The 17,335-nt window shown below is 61.3% G+C and carries 18 protein-coding genes and 3 tRNA genes; 8 read left to right on the top strand and 13 right to left on the bottom strand.

Annotation, left to right across the window (positions count from 1 at the left end):
• Window positions 1-92 precede the first annotated feature (92 nt).
• From ACF8MC_RS18670 to ACF8MC_RS18630, 9 genes are all read right to left on the bottom strand, one after another.
• On the bottom strand, window positions 93-1,370 hold the full coding sequence (locus tag ACF8MC_RS18670) for a NupC/NupG family nucleoside CNT transporter (protein ID WP_164105404.1): 1,278 nt from the start codon (window positions 1,368-1,370) through the stop codon (window positions 93-95).
• Window positions 1,371-1,553: 183 nt separating this feature from the next.
• Entirely contained in the window at window positions 1,554-2,336 is a 783-nt protein-coding gene (locus ACF8MC_RS18665) for a TatD family hydrolase (RefSeq protein WP_164105406.1), read from the bottom strand.
• Window positions 2,333-3,451, bottom strand: coding sequence for a patatin family protein (locus tag ACF8MC_RS18660; RefSeq protein ID WP_164105408.1), 1,119 nt, complete (start codon window positions 3,449-3,451; stop codon window positions 2,333-2,335). Before ACF8MC_RS18660 ends, ACF8MC_RS18665 begins: the two co-directional genes overlap by 4 nt.
• A 10-nt stretch (window positions 3,452-3,461) precedes the next feature.
• A complete protein-coding gene (locus tag ACF8MC_RS18655) occupies window positions 3,462-3,647 on the bottom strand; it encodes a stress response protein (protein ID WP_033649120.1) in 186 nt (61 codons plus the stop codon).
• A gap of 68 nt (window positions 3,648-3,715) precedes the next feature.
• Window positions 3,716-3,877, bottom strand: coding sequence for a DUF1328 domain-containing protein (locus tag ACF8MC_RS18650; protein ID WP_004857650.1), 162 nt, complete (start codon window positions 3,875-3,877; stop codon window positions 3,716-3,718).
• A gap of 161 nt (window positions 3,878-4,038) precedes the next feature.
• Window positions 4,039-4,653 (bottom strand): molecular chaperone OsmY, encoded by a 615-nt coding sequence (gene osmY / locus ACF8MC_RS18645; RefSeq protein ID WP_033637016.1) that lies wholly within the window; start codon window positions 4,651-4,653, stop codon window positions 4,039-4,041.
• A 515-nt stretch (window positions 4,654-5,168) separates the two neighbouring features.
• On the bottom strand, window positions 5,169-6,758 hold the full coding sequence (gene prfC, locus ACF8MC_RS18640) for a peptide chain release factor 3 (protein WP_004933094.1): 1,590 nt from the start codon (window positions 6,756-6,758) through the stop codon (window positions 5,169-5,171).
• Window positions 6,759-6,909: 151 nt separating this feature from the next.
• A complete protein-coding gene (gene rimI, locus ACF8MC_RS18635) occupies window positions 6,910-7,353 on the bottom strand; it encodes a ribosomal protein S18-alanine N-acetyltransferase (RefSeq protein WP_033649119.1) in 444 nt (147 codons plus the stop codon).
• Window positions 7,298-7,735 (bottom strand): DNA polymerase III subunit psi, encoded by a 438-nt coding sequence (locus ACF8MC_RS18630; protein WP_047569404.1) that lies wholly within the window; start codon window positions 7,733-7,735, stop codon window positions 7,298-7,300. Before ACF8MC_RS18630 ends, rimI begins: the two co-directional genes overlap by 56 nt.
• 146 nt (window positions 7,736-7,881) lie before the next feature.
• On the opposite strand from ACF8MC_RS18630, the gene rsmC reads away from it, so the two are divergent.
• On the top strand, window positions 7,882-8,922 hold the full coding sequence (gene rsmC / locus ACF8MC_RS18625; protein WP_049213063.1) for a 16S rRNA (guanine(1207)-N(2))-methyltransferase RsmC: 1,041 nt from the start codon (window positions 7,882-7,884) through the stop codon (window positions 8,920-8,922).
• A 50-nt stretch (window positions 8,923-8,972) separates the two neighbouring features.
• Here the strand turns inward: rsmC and ACF8MC_RS18620 are convergent, their stop codons facing one another.
• Window positions 8,973-9,965: an aldo/keto reductase gene (locus ACF8MC_RS18620; RefSeq protein ID WP_049213062.1), complete on the bottom strand. Its 993-nt coding sequence runs from the start codon at window positions 9,963-9,965 to the stop codon at window positions 8,973-8,975.
• A 118-nt stretch (window positions 9,966-10,083) separates the two neighbouring features.
• Between ACF8MC_RS18620 and ACF8MC_RS18615 the strand changes: the two genes are divergently transcribed.
• From ACF8MC_RS18615 to ACF8MC_RS18600, 4 genes are all read left to right on the top strand, one after another.
• On the top strand, window positions 10,084-11,028 hold the full coding sequence (locus ACF8MC_RS18615; protein ID WP_049213061.1) for a LysR family transcriptional regulator: 945 nt from the start codon (window positions 10,084-10,086) through the stop codon (window positions 11,026-11,028).
• Window positions 11,029-11,100: 72 nt separating this feature from the next.
• Window positions 11,101-11,187, top strand: a tRNA-Leu gene (locus tag ACF8MC_RS18610).
• A gap of 36 nt (window positions 11,188-11,223) precedes the next feature.
• Window positions 11,224-11,310, top strand: a tRNA-Leu gene (locus tag ACF8MC_RS18605).
• Window positions 11,311-11,352: 42 nt separating this feature from the next.
• Window positions 11,353-11,439 (top strand) — tRNA-Leu (locus ACF8MC_RS18600).
• Between the two features lie 89 nt (window positions 11,440-11,528).
• Here ACF8MC_RS18600 and ACF8MC_RS18595 read toward each other — a convergent pair.
• Window positions 11,529-11,813 (bottom strand): DUF1435 domain-containing protein, encoded by a 285-nt coding sequence (locus ACF8MC_RS18595; protein ID WP_033637006.1) that lies wholly within the window; start codon window positions 11,811-11,813, stop codon window positions 11,529-11,531.
• A gap of 442 nt (window positions 11,814-12,255) precedes the next feature.
• Between ACF8MC_RS18595 and ACF8MC_RS18590 the strand changes: the two genes are divergently transcribed.
• A complete protein-coding gene (locus ACF8MC_RS18590) occupies window positions 12,256-13,158 on the top strand; it encodes a GGDEF domain-containing protein (protein WP_370739131.1) in 903 nt (300 codons plus the stop codon).
• Between the two features lie 13 nt (window positions 13,159-13,171).
• Here the strand turns inward: ACF8MC_RS18590 and ACF8MC_RS18585 are convergent, their stop codons facing one another.
• Entirely contained in the window at window positions 13,172-13,768 is a 597-nt protein-coding gene (locus tag ACF8MC_RS18585; RefSeq protein ID WP_033648512.1) for a TetR/AcrR family transcriptional regulator, read from the bottom strand.
• A 137-nt stretch (window positions 13,769-13,905) separates the two neighbouring features.
• Between ACF8MC_RS18585 and ACF8MC_RS18580 the strand changes: the two genes are divergently transcribed.
• Window positions 13,906-15,102 carry an MFS transporter gene (locus tag ACF8MC_RS18580; protein WP_033637003.1) on the top strand — a complete coding sequence of 399 codons (1,197 nt, stop codon included), beginning with the start codon at window positions 13,906-13,908 and terminating at the stop codon, window positions 15,100-15,102.
• A 10-nt stretch (window positions 15,103-15,112) separates the two neighbouring features.
• Here the strand turns inward: ACF8MC_RS18580 and ACF8MC_RS18575 are convergent, their stop codons facing one another.
• Window positions 15,113-16,024: a LysR family transcriptional regulator gene (locus ACF8MC_RS18575; RefSeq protein ID WP_033637002.1), complete on the bottom strand. Its 912-nt coding sequence runs from the start codon at window positions 16,022-16,024 to the stop codon at window positions 15,113-15,115.
• Between the two features lie 108 nt (window positions 16,025-16,132).
• Here ACF8MC_RS18575 and ACF8MC_RS18570 point away from each other — a divergent pair, with 108 nt between their 5' ends.
• Window positions 16,133-17,335: an MFS transporter gene (locus tag ACF8MC_RS18570; protein ID WP_353038510.1), complete on the top strand. Its 1,203-nt coding sequence runs from the start codon at window positions 16,133-16,135 to the stop codon at window positions 17,333-17,335.

Here is a 17,335-nt window from a genome sequence, read left to right as displayed (position 1 = left end):
GCTGAAGATCGCGGGTGCGGCACGCACCCGCGTTGCTTAGAGTATAGGCGGAGTCCCGCGATCGGTCGTGCCGTCGCGGGCCTCGGGATGGCTTACAGCGCCAGGAAGAATCCGGCGATGGTGGCGCTCATCAGGTTGGACAGCGTGCCCGCCGCCACGGCCTTCAGACCGAAGCGCGCGATGTCGTGGCGACGATTGGGCGCCATGCTGCCCAGACCGCCCAGCAGGATCGCCACCGAGGAAAGGTTGGCGAAGCCGCACAGCGCGAAGGAGATGATCGCCTTGGTGTGGGCCGACAGCACCTGCAGGCCTTCCGCCGCCACTACGTCGTCCGGACGCAGATAGGCGCCGAAGTTCATGTAGGCGACGAACTCGTTGACGATGATCTTCTGGCCGATGAACGAACCGGCGGTCATCGCTTCGCTCCACGGCACGCCGATCAGGAAGGCGATCGGCGAGAACACCCAGCCGAGGATCAGTTCAAGCGACAGCTGCGGATAATCGAACCAGCCGCCGATGCCGCCGAGAATGCCGTTAAGCAAAGCGATCAACGCGATAAACGCCAGCAGCATCGCACCGACGTTCAGCGCCAGCTGCATGCCGGAGGCCGCGCCGGAAGCCGCCGCGTCGAGCACGTTGGCCGGACGATCCTCTTCGGCGATCAGCTTCATCGCATCGTCTTTATCGTGGGTCTGCTCGGTTTCCGGCACCATCAGCTTGGCGAACAACAGCCCGCCCGGCGCGGCCATGAAGGACGCGGCGATCAGGTATTCCAGCGGCACGCCCATCTGCGCATATCCCGCCAGCACCGAACCGGCCACCGAGGCCAGGCCGCCGCACATCACCGCGAATAGTTCTGATTGGCTCATGGTGGCGATATACGGACGCACCACCAGCGGCGCTTCGGTCTGGCCAACGAAAATGTTGGCGGTCGCCGACAGCGATTCGGTGCGCGAGGTGCCCAACAGCTTTTGCAGCCCGCCGCCCAGCACGCGGATCACCAACTGCATGATGCCGAGGTAGTACAGCACCGCAATCAGCGAGGAGAAGAACACGATCACCGGCAGGACGCGCAGCGCGAACACGAAGCCGCCGCCGCCGAACACCTCGAACATCTTGTCGGACACCAGCCCGCCGAAAATGAACGAAATGCCCTGATTGCCGTAGGCGATAACGTTTGCCACGCCGTTCGACATACTGCCGAGGATGCTGCGGCCCAGCGGCACATACAGCACCAGCGCGCCGATGCCGACCTGAATGATGAACGCCCACGCGACGGTGCGCAGTTTGATGGCCCGGCGGTTGCTGGAGAGCAGCACCGCAATGGCGATCAGCACCGCCATGCCGACTAGGCTCATGATGAGTTGCATGCAAAGTTTCCCTGTTGCAAAAAATAAAATACATCCCTGCTCATAAAGAGAGGTCTGCTATTGGAGAGTTTCGGGGGGATTATACTGAGCGAGGTCACTCTCGCACCGATTTATGTCACAAATGCATACAACGAGACGCAAATGAAAATCTTATAACGTGACGCAGGTCACGTTACCACCTCATCAATCCGGCATGGCAAACAGCGCCTGAGCATTGCGCTGCAGATGGGCGGCGATCTCGTCGGCCGGTTCCGGCCGCAGCTCGCACAGCGTTTGAAACACCTCGGCGGCGCGTTCGGGGCGATTCGGCTGCCCCTGATAGCCGGCCAGCGGCATGTCCGGCGCATCGGTCTCCAGCAGCAGTGCCTCGAGCGGCAGCTGCGCCATCACGCCGCGCGTTTTCTGCGCCCGCTCATAGGTGATGGTGCCGCCCACGCCGATGTAATAGCCGAGGCGGATAAAGGCCTGCGCCTGCGACAGGCTGCCGGCGAAGCCGTGCACCACGCCGCGACGCGGCAGCTGCATGCGCCGCAGCGCCGCGGCCAGCTGATCGTGAGTGCGGCGCGAGTGCAGGATCACCGGCAGGTCATGCCGTTTCGCCAGCTTCAGTTGGGCCAGCAGCACGCTTTGCTGGCGCTCGAACTGCGGGTTGTCCATATACAGATCGAGCCCGATCTCCCCCACCGCCACCAGCTTGCGCGGCCGTTCGGCCAGCAGCGTCGCCAGTTGCTCCAACTGCGGCTCATGATGCTGCGCGATATACAGCGGGTGCAGCCCCAGCGCGGCGAACAGCGGCGCGTGATCCTGCGCCAGCCGCAGCACCCGCGCGAAGCGATCGGCGGTGACCGTCGGGACGATGATGCGCGTGACGCCGGCGCTTGCCGCCCGCACCAGGCTCTCGCCCTCATGCCCGGTAAAGGGCGGGAAATCGAAATGGCAGTGGGTGTCGGTAAAGGCATAGCTCACAGCGCGCCCCCTTCACCCGGCGGCAGATCGCCCGGCAGAATGATCTTCGGCGCAGCCACCGCGGCCTCCGGCTGCGCGCCAAGATCGGACGGCATGACGATGTCGGTCACGATCGGCGAAGGCATTCTGACGTTCTCCGGCTGGATCAGGCGGCGCGACAGCGCTTTTTTCACCTTGATGCCGTCCGGCTCCGGCTGCGCCATCCACTGGCCGACGGTGGCCAGGAAATAGCGGCCGCAGCGGCGCCCCAGGTGATAATCCTGATTGAGCGACCCCAGTCGGCTGCCCAGCGCATTGCTGGCCAGCGGCTTCGGCGGGAAGATCTCGAAGATGCGCAGCTTGCCCGGCGGCTTCTCGATAAAGCGCTGGATGCGGTGATAGCTTTGCTCGTGATGCTGCAGGATACGCACCATCTGCTGCAGGCTGCTGTCGCTCAGCCAGTGCTCCATGCGCTTCATCCACTGCGGGGTGTAGTACATCTGCGAAGGCACGGTGCGGATCACCACGATGGTGTCGGCGCCGCGGCGATAGGCCTCTTCCACCGGGATCGCATCGCTGATGCCGCCGTCCTGATAGCTGATGCCGTCCAGCTCCACGCCCTGGCGATAGAAGCCGGGAATGGCGCTGGACGCCTTGATGGCCGGCAGCCAGCGCTCGCGCTGCGCGGGCAGATAGGTCGGTTCGAAATCGTCGCTGCGGCAGGCACACAGCAGAAACTCGCGCCCGTCGGTAAAGTGCCGTTCCGCTACGTCCATCGCCAGCGGCATCTGCGCCGCTGCCGTATCAACCAGCCAATCGAGATCGATCAGATGCCCGCCGCGCACGAAGCGCAGCGGATTGAAGAATTGAGCCGAGGTGGTGTAACGGGTGATCACCCGGCGCGCGTAGCCCACCTGTCCGCAAATGTAGGCAGACAGATTCTGGGCGCCGGCCGACGTGCCGATCAGCAGGTCGAATGGGTTAAAGCCCGCGCGCTGAAACTCGTCCAGCACGCCGGCGGTGAAAATGCCGCGCTGGCCGCCGCCTTCGCAGACCAGCGCCATCTTGCCTGGCCGAAAGGGCTTAGACGCCAGCGGTTCTATATTGCCGAGCGTGATGGGTATTCTGTATCCCAACTTGGCATCCTCAGTGAGATGTTTTCTCCGAGGATACCGCGTCTCGCTCTCTTCCGTAATCCTCTTGCAGCACGCCGGCGAGGAAATCATTGCTGCCGGCCAGCCAGACGCAATCGCTGCCGGACCATTCGGCCAATGCCTGCCATACCTGGCCTTTCAGCTGTTTCCAGCGCCCGACGATGATGTCGCTGTTCATGGCCGGCCCTCCCCGACGTGAGAAAAGGAATTAAGCTTTGTTACAGTTTGCAGGAAAATACCGGCCGGCTAAGGGCGCCGGCGGCCGGTGAACAGGCTGACCAGGAACAGGATAATGCCGACGACAAACACGATTTTAGCCGCCCAGGCGGCGGTGCCCGCCAGCGAACCGAACCCCAGTGCCGCAGCGATAAGCGCGATGACTAAAAAGATAATGCCCCAACGAAACATAAGCTTCTCCTTACCATTGTGAAAAAATTCGCTGCTGTCTACCGCCCCGACAACGGGGCGTCGACGGCAAATCAGTTTCTTTTTTTGGTGGTACATGTCGGGCCGCCTTCACGGCCCGACCGATGCGGCTTGTTGTTACTTGTTACGGGCGCCTGGCGGGATTACGGCTTGACCACCAGGTCGTTTTTCACGCTTTTCACGCCGTCGATGGCCTTGGCGATGCTTTCCGCACGCTCAGACTGCGCCTGCGTTTTCACCTCACCGGAAAGCTGCACCACGCCATCGGTGGTTTCCACTTTCACATTGCGCGACGGTACGATGTCATCGGCCAGCAGCTTGGCTTTCAGCTCGCTGGTGGTGGCGGTGTCGCCGGCATACGATTTGATCGACTGGTTGGCTTCATCTTTCACGTGCAGCTTGTCGCTGACGGTCTTGACGCCTTCCACCTTGCCGGCGACAGCGACCGCATGCTCCGCCTGCGCCTGGCTGCCGACGAACCCGCTCAGGGTCACGGCGCCTTTTTCGGTTTTCACCGAAATGTCGGAACTTTTGATGGTTTTATCTTCCACCAACGCACTTTTAACTTTAGCCGTTATCGCGCTGTCATCCATGTAACCGTCAACTTTTTTCATGGAGCTATCGATTTTGGCACCGGCACTGTCCGCGGCGTTAGACGCCTTGTTGAGCAGACTCTCTTCGGCCAGCGCACTGCCGCTGACCAACACAGAACCCAATACAACAGCCATCAGCGAGTGTGCAAATTTGGTCTTTTTCATCGATCTCTTCCTTTTGTTGGGGGCTCACAACGCCAGAGCGCCGGAACCCTGCGGCCACCTTCACGCGGCCTTCTCGGTAAATACTTCATCATCGCTATACGATTAAGCGTTCACGACAGGAATACAGCAACGGCCGTGCCAACTTAAAAAACACCTTAAAAATCAAAGAAAACAAATCAGACGTTGGATTTTTAGCCAAAAAACTGTCGCCTATTGACGACAGGCTAAGTCACACAAAACTGAAATATAGCTATCTCATTGATATTTAAAGACACTGACTGTCTCCTATCGGCAACACATCAGAATAACTCACCAAACAAATAGCGTATTGCAGTGATTTACTCTCAAGCAATGTGCGGACATCCCGTTAAAGATAGACCATTAGACGGAAAATGCAGGCCGAACGAACATCGCCTGGTGACCTAGGTTCGCAGGAAAAATATGAGGGGGTTTATTAATTAGCGCAGTGGGAATAGGAGAGGCGTGCAGGGCGCACTGGGCGCCCTGCCGATTGATCAGTGTTCGCGCGTCTTGCGGAAGGTCACATCAGGATAACGTTCCTGCGTCAGGTTGAGGTTCACCATGGTCGGCGCGATATAGGACAGGTTGTCCCCGCCGTCCAGCGCCAGGTTGATCTCGTTCTTGCGCTTGAACTCTTCGAACTTCTTCACGTCGTCGCACTCGACCCAGCGCGCGGTCGACACGTTGACCGACTCGTACAGCGCTTCCACGTTGTACTCGCTCTTCAAGCGCGCTACCACCACGTCGAACTGCAGCACACCGACCGCACCGACGATCAGATCGTTGTTGGCGATCGGACGGAACACCTGCACCGCGCCCTCTTCGGACAGCTGCACCAGCCCCTTCAGCAGCTGTTTCTGCTTCAGCGGATCGCGCAGGCGAATGCGGCGGAACAGTTCCGGCGCGAAGTTCGGGATGCCGGTGAACTTCATGTCTTCACCCTGGGTGAAGGTATCGCCGATCTGAATGGTGCCGTGGTTGTGCAGGCCGATGATGTCGCCCGGATAGGCTTCTTCCACGTGCGAACGGTCGCCGGCCATAAAGGTCAGCGCGTCGGAGATCACCACGTCTTTGCCGGTGCGCACCTGGCGCAGCTTCATGCCCTTCTCGTAGCGGCCGGAAACCACGCGCATAAAGGCCACGCGGTCGCGGTGTTTCGGATCCATATTGGCCTGGATCTTGAACACGAAGCCGGTGAATTTCTCTTCCGCCGCCGTCACTTCGCGGGTGTCGGTTTTGCGCGGCATCGGCGCCGGCGCCCAGGCCACCAGGCCGTCCAGCATGTGATCCACGCCGAAGTTGCCCAATGCGGTACCGAAGAACACCGGGGTCAGCTCGCCGCTCAGGAAGGCTTCCTGATCGAATTCGTGGGAAGCGCCCTGCACCAGCTCCAGCTCATCGCGCAGCTGCGCCGCCAGATCTTCACCCACCGCCGCATCCAGCTCCGGGTTGTTCAGGCCCTTGACGATGCGCACTTCCTGAATGGTGTGGCCTTTACCGGTCTGGTACAGGTAGGTTTCATCCTTGTACAGGTGGTAAACACCCTTGAACAGCTTGCCACAGCCGATTGGCCAGGTGATGGGCGAGCAGGCGATCTTCAGTTCGCGCTCGACTTCATCCATCACTTCCATCGGATCGCGGATATCGCGGTCCAGTTTGTTCATGAAGGTCAGGATCGGCGTGTCGCGCAGACGGGTAACCTCCATCAGCTTGCGGGTGCGATCCTCAACGCCCTTGGCGGCGTCGATCACCATCAGGCAGCAGTCGACGGCGGTCAGAGTACGGTAAGTATCTTCGGAGAAGTCTTCGTGCCCCGGGGTATCCAGCAGGTTGACCAGGCTGTCGCGGTACGGGAACTGCATCACCGAGGTGGTGATCGAGATCCCACGCTGCTTTTCCATTTCCATCCAGTCGGATTTGGCGTGCTGGCTGGAGCCGCGGCCTTTTACCGTACCGGCGGTCTGGATCGCCTGTCCGAACAGCAGCACTTTTTCGGTAATGGTGGTTTTACCGGCATCGGGGTGCGAGATGATGGCGAAAGTTCTTCTTTTGGAGACTTCGCGGGCAAATTCACTAGGAGACATGGTTTTCAGGTTCTACGGTTAGTCCGCCCTGCGACATCATCAGAACGCGCCGATCGCGGCGCCGGGCAAAGCGGTGAATAAAAGATAACAGCCGGGCATTTTCGCCGATTTGCCAACCGGTGACAATCAATGCTTTTACCGGCCGGGCGGATTACGCCAGCGGCAGCGCCATCACGATCGCGTCTTCGCGGCCGTGGGCGCTCGGGTAATAATTGCGGCGCACGGTAACCTCGTTGAAACCGAGATCTTCATACAGCGCGATCGCCGCCTGGTTGGAGGCGCGCACTTCCAGCCACAGCGTGACCACGCCGCGGCTCTCCAGCCGTTCAATCAACGCGTTGAGCAGCAGGCGGCCAAAGCCACGGCGCTGGTACTGCGGATGAATGGCGATGTTGAACAGCGTGGCTTCGTCCAGCACGATCTGCGTGATGGCGAACCCCGCCATCTCCCCGTCGGCGCTCAGCTTCAGGTTAAGGTAGCGATCGCCCTGATTGCTGGCGAAGGTGGTTTCCGTCCAGGGAAAAGCGTGGCTGGCTTGCTCAATGGTGAAGGCCGTGGCCAGGTCGGCCGCCGTCAGGGTAGAAATCGTGTTCATGATGACAAATCTGCTGCCAGAGGGCGCGTTTGGCCCCCGCGTCTTGGGAAAGCTCGGCCAGCGCCGGGCTGTGTAGCTGCGCGCCGGCGACCGCAAGCGGTTCCGCCACGCCCAGCCGCCAACTGTTGCATGCGGTCTCTTCAGGCAGCATCGCCGCCTGTTCCGGCGTCAGGCTGTAAGTTTGCGCCGGCGTCAGCCCCAGGCTGCGCAGCACGTCGCAAAACAGCGGATCGTCCGGTGCGGGCAGCATCTGCGCCACCACCAGCAGGCGCGCCTCGGGCGGCAGACTGACCGCCACTTCGCCCTGCAACACGCCCGGGCGGCGCAATGTCCACTGCGTAATACCCAGTTGTTGTAACAGCCAGTCGCGTTTTGATGCCATGCCGATTCCTACCCGTTGTGGTGCGCCATGCCTGCCATGCGCCGCGCTATGCTAACAAACCCGCGCAGCCCGCGCCAACAAACCCGTCGAACATATCGCCACAAAGCTCTATAATCCCCGGTCTCATTTCCAGGAGCCAATATCTGATGTCTGCATTAACCCCCGCCAGTGAAGTCATGCTGCGCCACAGTGATGAATTTATCGAACGCCGCGTGCTGTTTGCCGGCGACCTGCAGGACAGCCTGCCGGCCCAATTCGAGGCCGCGGACGTGCGCGTCCACACTCAGCAATACCATCACTGGCAGTTACTGAACCGGACGATGGGCGATAACGTGCAGTTCGGTTTGACCGTCGATCCCGCTTTCGTCGCCGACTGCGACACGCTGGTTTACTACTGGCCGAAGAGCAAGCAGGAAGCGCAATTCCAGCTGTGCAACATCCTGGCGCTGCTGCCGGTGGGCGTAGACGTGTTCGTGGTCGGTGAAAACCGCAGCGGCGTGCGCAGCGCCGAGCCAACGCTGGAAGGCCACGTTGCGCTGGTGAAAATCGACAGCGCGCGCCGCTGCGGCCTGTATCACGGCCGCCTGGACGCGCAGACCGAATTCGACCTGAACGACTGGTGGGACAGCTATCAGCTGCACGATCTGGAAGTGAAAACGCTGCCGGGCGTGTTCAGCCGCGACGGCCTGGACGTCGGCAGCTCACTGCTGCTGTCGACGCTGGAAAAACACATGAAAGGCAAGGTGCTGGACATCGGCTGCGGCGCCGGCGTGATGGCCTCGGTGATGGCCAAGCTGTCGCCGAAGGTGAAACTGACCCTCAGCGACGTCAACGCCGCCGCGGTGGAATCCAGCCGCGCGACGCTTGCCGCCAACGGCATCGAAGGCGAAGTGATCGTCAGCAACGTTTACTCCGACATCACCGGCCGTTTCGACATGATCATCTCCAACCCGCCGTTCCACGACGGTCTGCAGACCAGCCTGACCGCCGCCGAAACCCTGATCCGCGGCGCGGTGAAACACCTGCCGATCGGCGGCCGGCTGCGCATCGTCGCCAACGCCTTCCTGCCGTACCCGGACATTCTGGACGCCACCTTCGGCAGCCACGAAGTACTGGCGCAGAACGGCCGCTTCAAGGTGTATCAGGCCACCGTCGGCCGCCCGCCGCGCGCGCCGAAGAAGAAATAATTCGCCGTTGGCGGAAAACGACAGAGCGCGGCCTGAGGCCGCGCTTTTTTTTAGCCGTTGATATAGGCCATCGACTCAGCGCCGTAGCGATCGCCGGCCGCCGCACTCAGCGGAAACACCGCGTCTATCACCGCCAGCTCGGCCGCGCTCAGCGTTATCTCCGCCGCCGCGACGTTCTCTTCGAGGTAGCGACGGCGTTTGGTGCCGGGGATCGGCACGATGTGCTCGCCCTGCGCCAACACCCAGGCCAGCGCCAGCTGTGAAGGCTTGACGCCCTTTTGCGCCGCCAGCTCCCCCACCTTCTCCACCAGCGCCAGGTTGCGGGCGAAGTTTTCCCCCTGGAAGCGCGGGTTGCCGCGGCGGAAATCGTCCTCGGCCAGATCCTCCGGCCGCCGGATAGCGCCGGTGAGGAAACCGCGCCCTAACGGGCTGTAAGGCACAAAGCCGATGCCGAGGCGCTCACAGGCCGCCAGCACGCCCTGTTCGGCATCGCGCGTCCACAGCGAATACTCGGTCTGCAGCGCGGTGATCGGATGCACCTTGTGCGCCCGCTCCAGCGTGGCGACCGACGCCTCGCTCAGGCCGATATGGCGGATCTTGCCTTCGCGGATCAGATCCGCCATCGTGCCCACGACGTCTTCGATCGGCACCTGCGGATCGACCCGATGCTGATAATAAAGATCGATCTCTTCTACGCCCAAGCGCCGCAGGCTGCCTTCCACCGAGCGCCGGATATACTCGGGCCGGCTGCTGACGCCGCGCGCCGAAGGATCCGCCGGATCGCGCAGGATGCCGAACTTGGTGGCCAGGAACACCTGTTGCCGTTTGCCCTTGATCGCTTCCCCCACCAACTCCTCGTTGGTGTGCGGGCCATACATGTCGGCGGTGTCGAGCAGCGTGACGCCCAGCTCCAGCGCCCGGTGCAGCGTGGCGATGGCTTCCTGCCGATCGGCGCCGGTGGAGTAGAAGTCGCTCATGCCCATGCATCCCAACCCCAGGGCGGAGACGAGGGGGCCGTGAGAACCCAGTTTACGTTGTTGCATTGTGCTGCCCTCATGCGATGAACGGATAACGCAGCAAAGTCTGGTTGTTTACGCTACAAAGATAAATAATGCAGATTGCACATCACTGTTCAAAAATCACCAACAATCCGGAGTGGACATGGATCAGGTTCAAGCCATGCGCATTTTTACCCGCATCGTCGAACTGGGCAGCTTCAGCCGGGCGGCCGAGCGCCTGCAGCTGCCGCGCGCCACAGTCAGCAACGCGTTGAAACGGCTGGAGCAGCGGCTGGGCGTGCGCCTGCTGATCCGCACCACCCGCCAGGTGCAGGTGACCAGCGAAGGCAGCCTCTACTATCAACGCTGCGTACAGTTGCTGGGGGCGCTTGAGGAGGCGGACACGCTGTTCAGCCACCATAAGCTGCAGCCGTCCGGCAAAGTGCGCATCGATATGCCCCATTCGCTGGCGCGCCAGATTGTCATTCCGGCGCTGGACGACTTTTACCGGCGCTATCCCGACATCACCCTGGCGCTGGGCGCCAACGACACCCACGTCGATCTGTTGCGCGAAGGCGTGGACTGCGTGCTGCGCGCCTGGGAAACCGAAGACGACAGCCTGGTGGCGCGGCGCATCGCCCAGTTGCCACAGGTCACCTGCGCTTCCCCCGCTTACCTGCAGGCCTGCGGCACGCCGCTCGACATCGATAGCCTGGAGTCGCACCGCGCGGTGGGGTATTTTTCCCTGGCCAGCAACCGCGATTACCCGCTGGAATTCTGCCGCGGCGGCAAAGTGGAACTGCGCGAACTCCCCGCCCGGCTGAGCGTCAGCGGCGCCGACGCCTACATCGCCGGCGCGCGGGCCGGCATGGGGTTGATTCAGGCGGCGCGCTATTCGCTTGCCCCCTGGCTGGAACGGGGCGAACTGGTGGAAGTGCTGGCGGACACGCCGCCGCCGCCGATGCCGATTTACATCATGTATCCGCCCGGCCGTTTCCTGGCGCCACGGGTCAGGGTGTTGATTGATTGGCTGATTTGGCTGTTTGACCAGCGGAAAAGCGGCGATATGGCTGTTTTTCCAGCAAACGCCCGCAATGCGGGGAAATAACTGTTGACGTGCCCGCCAAAATCTCTAGAATTCGCCTCCGTGGTAACGTTACTCCGGTAATGTTTCTGGTACGCGAAGGTGGCGGAATTGGTAGACGCGCTAGCTTCAGGTGTTAGTGTCCTTACGGACGTGAGGGTTCAAGTCCCTCTCTTCGCACCAAATAACCACATGATTTATATTGCACTCAGCATCGATGCGAAGGTGGCGGAATTGGTAGACGCGCTAGCTTCAGGTGTTAGTGTTCTTACGGACGTGAGGGTTCAAGTCCCTCTCTTCGCACCACGCTGGCGACGTAATATAAATCAAAGCAACAACATCGACTGTGCGAAGGTGGCGGAATTGGTAGACGCGCTAGCTTCAGGTGTTAGTGTCCTTACGGACGTGAGGGTTCAAGTCCCTCTCTTCGCACCAATTGATGATCTCTCCGGTAGTTCCTTCGAAAAAATCCCAACGCATTGATGAAAAACACGCCTAAGCGTGGTTTTGTCGTTTCCGGCGTTTTACCCGAAGCTGAAGTTGAGGCTGACCGCCGCCAGGCCGCCCGCCAGCGCCATGCAGGAAGGCAGCAGCAGATAATGACGCAGCCGGCTGTTGAACAGCATCACCAGCGTCGCCAACATCGCTATCACGATCAGGCTGCGCAGCTGCATCATATCCAGATCGATCAAGGCCAGCAGCGGCATCAGCGCGCATGGCAGCAAAACGCCCCAGGCGCTGGCCAGGCGATCGCCGAGGCACCAGCTGACGCCCCACAGCCCGCATGCGGCAATCATGGCAGTGAGCATGACAACCCCCTCAAGTGATAATGATAACCAATATCATATAACACTTTTTTGGCCGCCGCATCATTTTCGCTGCGATGACCAAACCCAGATGACACCAGCAGGAAAAAATGATAATTTGACATAAGAAAATTCCTAGTCCTGTTTGCATGATAATAATCACAACGGTCAACCATGCAATTCAAGTGGATATTTCGCGCCAAGGGAATGCTTCTCAACCTTAATTATTCGACAGTACGACTTTGCAAAGAGTGACCTCCGTATGAACGCCCGTTCTTATCAGGAATTACTGAACAGCAAGCAGCGCCTGGCATTATTTCTTTTTCTAATGATGAATGCCGCCTCTTCCATATTTACGTTATTGTTCCCTTTTAGGGATGTCCCTTCTTTTACTCTGCCTTTATTATGCATCCCGTTATTTTGTCTGGCGGCGGCGCTATTTTCTCTGCATACGCCGCGGCAATACCTGTACAAACTCAACCTGTTCGCCAGCGTGCTCGGCCTGCTGTGGGCTGCGCATATCTACGTTAAAAGTCAATATTGCCTGCCGAATAACCAAGATTTTTTATTAATTAGTTTGTTCAGCATCTTTTTTATCAGCGCTATTTCTCTGACGGACAACTTTACCGCCTTTTGTTTACACGCCGTGCCTTCCGCAATGATGATCCTGGCTTTAGACGGTATGCATAATACCCTGCGGATATTATTCACCACGCTATTACCTATTATTGCTTTCTCCATTCATCACCTGATGTTGAAACGCAGTGAAATCTTTACCCACGCGCTGGTGGCCAACCTGTATAACGAGCGGGACAAATTCAATAATTTGAGCATGCTCGATCCCCTGACCGGCCTTTATAACCGTCGCGGGCTGGAGAATAAGATCAACATGCTGCTGGAACCGCAAACCGGCCGCCACTACGTGCTGCTGCTGGATATCGACCACTTCAAGGTCTACAACGACAGCTACGGCCACGCCATGGGAGACCGGGCGCTGGTGCAGGTGGCGATCGCCATCCGCGATGCGGTGCGTTCGCGCGACATCGTGGTGCGCTACGGCGGGGAAGAGTTTTTGGTGCTGCTGACCAACGTGCACGAAGGCTACGCGGCGCAGCTGGCCGAACGGGTGCGCCAACGGGTGGCGGAACTGAATATCCCGCACGGCGCCAGCTCGCAGCACAGCGGTACGCTGACGCTCAGCGCCGGCATCTCGGCATTGGAAAAACTGGACGTCGAATCGGCGATCGGCGCGGCCGACGCCGCGCTCTATCTGGCGAAGCACAGCGGCCGCAACAATATTCAGCTGGCGCAAAACGTCCAGCCCGCCCTGCTGCTGCCGCAGGAGTAAATACCCTTCCCGGTTAAGCGGCCGTTGGCCGCAAGCCGTTCAGCAACAGCGACAAACCGGCCAACGCCTGCTCCAAAGCGGTTTTCTCATCCGGCTGGTGCGCGATCCAAAGCGCGGCATCCATCAGGCCGCCGTTGATCAAATGCGCCAGCGATTCCGGCTCGGCGACGGCGATGCGCCCCTGCGCCATCAACGCCTGCAATGCGCCCGTCATCCAGACAATGCATTGCAGCTTACTGGCCTGCAAATATTCAGCCCCCAGCACCGAAGGTGAATCGCGCAACAAAATGCGTTGCGCTTGCGGCTCCGTCATCATGATCAAATAACCGCGACAACGCGCCGCAAACGCCTCCCAGTCATCCGCCGTACGCGCGGTAATGTCGGCAAGACGCGCATCCATTTCAGCATCAATCGCCTTCACAACCGCCAGGAACAACCCCTTTTTATCGCCAAAATGGTGATAGAGCGCACCGCGCGTCATGCCGGCTTGCGCGGTGAGTTCATCCATCACCGTCTCGGCATACCCCACGCTGCCGAACTGCTGACGGGCGGCCGCCACCAGTTTTTGTCGGGTTTCTTCAATCATTTCTGCGCGCGCTTTACGTGCCATGGGTCCACTCCCGCCTCGTTATTGATGAACGTTATAATTGACATACGCTATGTATGTCAATTAACGTAACATACGTGGCGTATGTCAATGATGGCCATTGAGCGAATACTGAGCCGCCAACTTCTGGAGCCCTTTCCATGGCAAATCCTTATTTCAACCTGTTCAACGCCCCGGGCAGCAAGGCGTTTTCCTCTGCCGGGCTGATCGCGCGCCTGCCGGTCTCGATGACCGGTATCGGCATCATTACCATGCTCTCACAGGTACGCGGCTCTTATTGGTTGGCGGGCGCGGTGGCGGCGACGTTCGCCTTTTCCATGGCGCTGCTTGCGCCGCAAATCGCGCGCGCGGCGGATCGTCACGGCCAAAGCCGCGTGCTGCCATATGCCACCGGGATCAGCACGCTCGCCCTGCTACTGCTGTTGCTCTGCACCCACTATCGGGCGCCGGACTGGACGCTGTTCGTCTTCGCCGCGCTCGCGGGCGGCATGCCCAGCATCTCCGCGATGGTCAGAGCCCGCTGGAGCGAAATTTATCGCGGCACGCCACAGCTGCACACGGCATTTTCATTCGAGTCCGTGTTAGATGAAGTGGCCTTTATCGTCGGCCCACCGATCGCCGTGGGGCTTAGCGTTTCACTCTTCCCAGAAGCCGGTCCTCTGGTGGCCGCGCTGCTTCTGGTGGCGGGCGTTGCGGCATTCGCCTCGCAAAAAAGCACTCAGCCCCCGGTCTACACCCGCAATAACCAGCGGCAGCGCGCCATCCTGGCCATGCCGTCAATGCAGATCCTGCTGCTGGCGCTGATCGCCCTGGGCACCATCGTCGGCACCGTGGACGTCATCAGCGTGGCCTTCGCCGAGCAGCAAGGACAGCCGGCCGCCGCCAGCATCGTGCTGTCGGTTTACGCGTTCGGCTCCTGCCTGGCCGGGCTGATTTTCGGCGCAATGAAGATCCCCGTCCCCTTGCCTCGCCTGTTCTTATACGCGGCGTTCGCCACCGCCTTCACCACCCTGCCGCTGCTGTGGGTGCACGATGTCTTGACGCTGGCGGCGGCGATGTTTGTCGCCGGACTGTTTTTTGCGCCGACCATGATCATTGCCATGGGGCTGGTTGAAAACATCGTGCCGCCCTCCCGGCTGACGGAGGGGTTAACCTGGATGGTCACCGGCCTGGGGATAGGCGTGGCGCTCGGCGCCGCATTGGCGGGCCTGGCGATCGATGCCGCAGGGATAGCGGCCGGCTTCGGCGTCACGCTCACCGCCGGGCTGATCGTGCTGCTGGTGGCGGCCGGCGGCTACCGCTTAATGCGGCGAACGCTGGCCTTGAAAGCGGCGTGAATCGCTCGCGCTAAGCGGTTTCCCAAATCGCCTTGCCCTGCCAGCGCCGTTCGATCGCCGCCAGGAACAGTTTCACCTTGGGGGAGAGATGGCGCCGGCTGGGATAGACGGCGCAGATCGGCGGCCCCGGGCGGCAATAGCGCTCCAGCACCGGCACCAGCGTGCCGGCCGCAATCTGCTCGCCGACCAGAAACGCCCCCACCTGGCACAGGCCGGCTCCGGCGACGGCCGCATCCCGCAAGGCCTCGACGTTGTTGAAACGCATCCGGCCGCGCACCGGCTGTTCGTGCAGTTGGCCGTTGACCAAATAGCGCCAGGGCGCCGGCAGCCCCTGATGGCTGAAGACCAGCGTCTCGTGATCGCCCAGCGCCTCCGGTTTTGCAGGCGTGCCGTGCCGCGCCAGATAATCCGGCGCCGCGCAGGTGATCAGGCGATGTGGCGCGAGCACCCGCCGCACCAGCCGGCTGTCGTCGTTGCCGCCGACGCGGACAGCCACGTCGATGCCGTCGCGCACCAGATCGCTGTAATCGTCGGAGAAGCTGACGTCGGCGTCCACCTCCGGCCACTGCGCCAAAAACTCCCGCAGAATCGGCAGGATATGCAACCGCCCCAACGAAACCGGCAGATCCAGCCGCAGCCGCCCGCGTGGGGTTTGCCGCCGCGTATTGAGCGCCGTTTCCGCCTCTTCGGCCTGCGACAGGATGCGCTGCGCATACTCGTAAAACACCGCGCCGTCTTCGGTCAGGCTGACGCTGCGCGTGGTGCGCTGCAGCAACCGGGTGGCCAATCGCTCCTCCAATCGGATCACGCATTTGCCCGCCGCCGAGCGGGAGATGCCCAGCCTCTCGGCCGCCAGCGTGAAGCTGCAGGCGTCGGCGACGCGAATGAACACCAGCAGGTCGGTCAGGTTATCCAACGGCATAGACGGTAAATTAGCCACGATTTGTCCCCAATGTTGCGCATTCAGGCCAGTTTATCAGCCATTTTGGCGCGGATACACTGAGGCTCTTCATCTGTTGGGAGAGTCATTATGAGTGCCTTACACGCCGGCGGCGGCGCAAAACCCTGGCTGGCAACCTTCGCCATCGGCCTATCCACCTTTACCGTCGTCACGGCAGAAATGCTGCCCGTCGGGCTGCTGACCCCGATAGTCAGCACCTTGAACGCATCGATAGGCCGCGCCGGGCTGCTGATTTCCCTGCCTGCCCTGTTCGCCGCGCTGTTCGCCCCGCTGGTGGTGCTGGGCGCCCGGCGCACGGATCGCCGCAGCCTGCTGATCGTCTTTCTGCTGCTGCTGATCGCCGCCAACCTGCTGGCCGCCGCCGCTACCTCCATGGCGCTGCTGTTCGCTGCGCGCATCCTGCTGGGCTTTTGCATCGGCGGTATCTGGGCCATCGCCGGCGGATTGGCGGAACGTCTGGTGCCGCCGTCCTCCGTCGGATTGGCGCTGTCCGTCATCTTCGGCGGCGTAGCGGCGGCCTCGGTGCTCGGCGTGCCGCTCGGGGTGTTCCTCGGCGAAGCGCTGGGCTGGCGCATGGCGTTTCTGGCCGTCGCCGTCCTGGCGGCGCTGACCCTGCTCCTGCTGCTGTGCGTGCTGCCGCCGCTGCCGGTCACGCAGGCGGTGAGCTGGCGGTCGTTCACCGCGCAGCGCGCGAATCGCCGGTTGCTCTTCGGGCTGCTGCTGACGTTTCTGCTGGTCGCCGGCCACTTTATGGCCTACACCTTTGTCCGCCCGCTGCTGCAGACGGTCGCCGGCATCGAGAGCCGCTGGGTGGGGGCGCTGCTGTTCGCCTACGGCGTCGCCGGTATCGTCGGGAATTTCATCGCCGGCCAGGCCGCCGCCAAACGGCTGCGCCGCACCCTGGCGCTGATCGCCTTCGGGCTGGCGCTCGCCGTCCTGCTGCTGCCGCTGCTGGGCCGCGCGCCGCTGAGCGGCGGTGCCTTCCTCCTGCTGTGGGGCATCGCCTACGGCGGCGTTTCCGTTTCGCTGATGGCGTGGATGCTCAAGGCGGCACCCGACGCGGTCGAGGTCGCCTCTTCGCTGTATATCGCGCTGTTTAATATGGCGATTTCCTGCGGCTCGCTGGCGGGCGGGCTGGTGGTGGACGCCGGAGGCTTGACGATAAACGGCGTGCTATCCGGCATCGTGCTGCTGCTGGCGCTGGCGATCCTGATGCGAACGCGCCCACAGGCGCTGACAACGGCGGCGAAGGCCGATTCGCCGCCGGGGTGA

It is taken from the genome of Serratia sp. LACPHL-BACT-2024-00286 (genome assembly GCF_043109535.1).
In the GTDB taxonomy this organism is placed as follows: Bacteria; Pseudomonadota; Gammaproteobacteria; order Enterobacterales; family Enterobacteriaceae; genus Serratia; species Serratia sarumanii.
The sequence above is the reverse complement of the archived record's forward strand: the minus strand, read 5'-3'. Positions and strand labels throughout refer to the sequence as shown.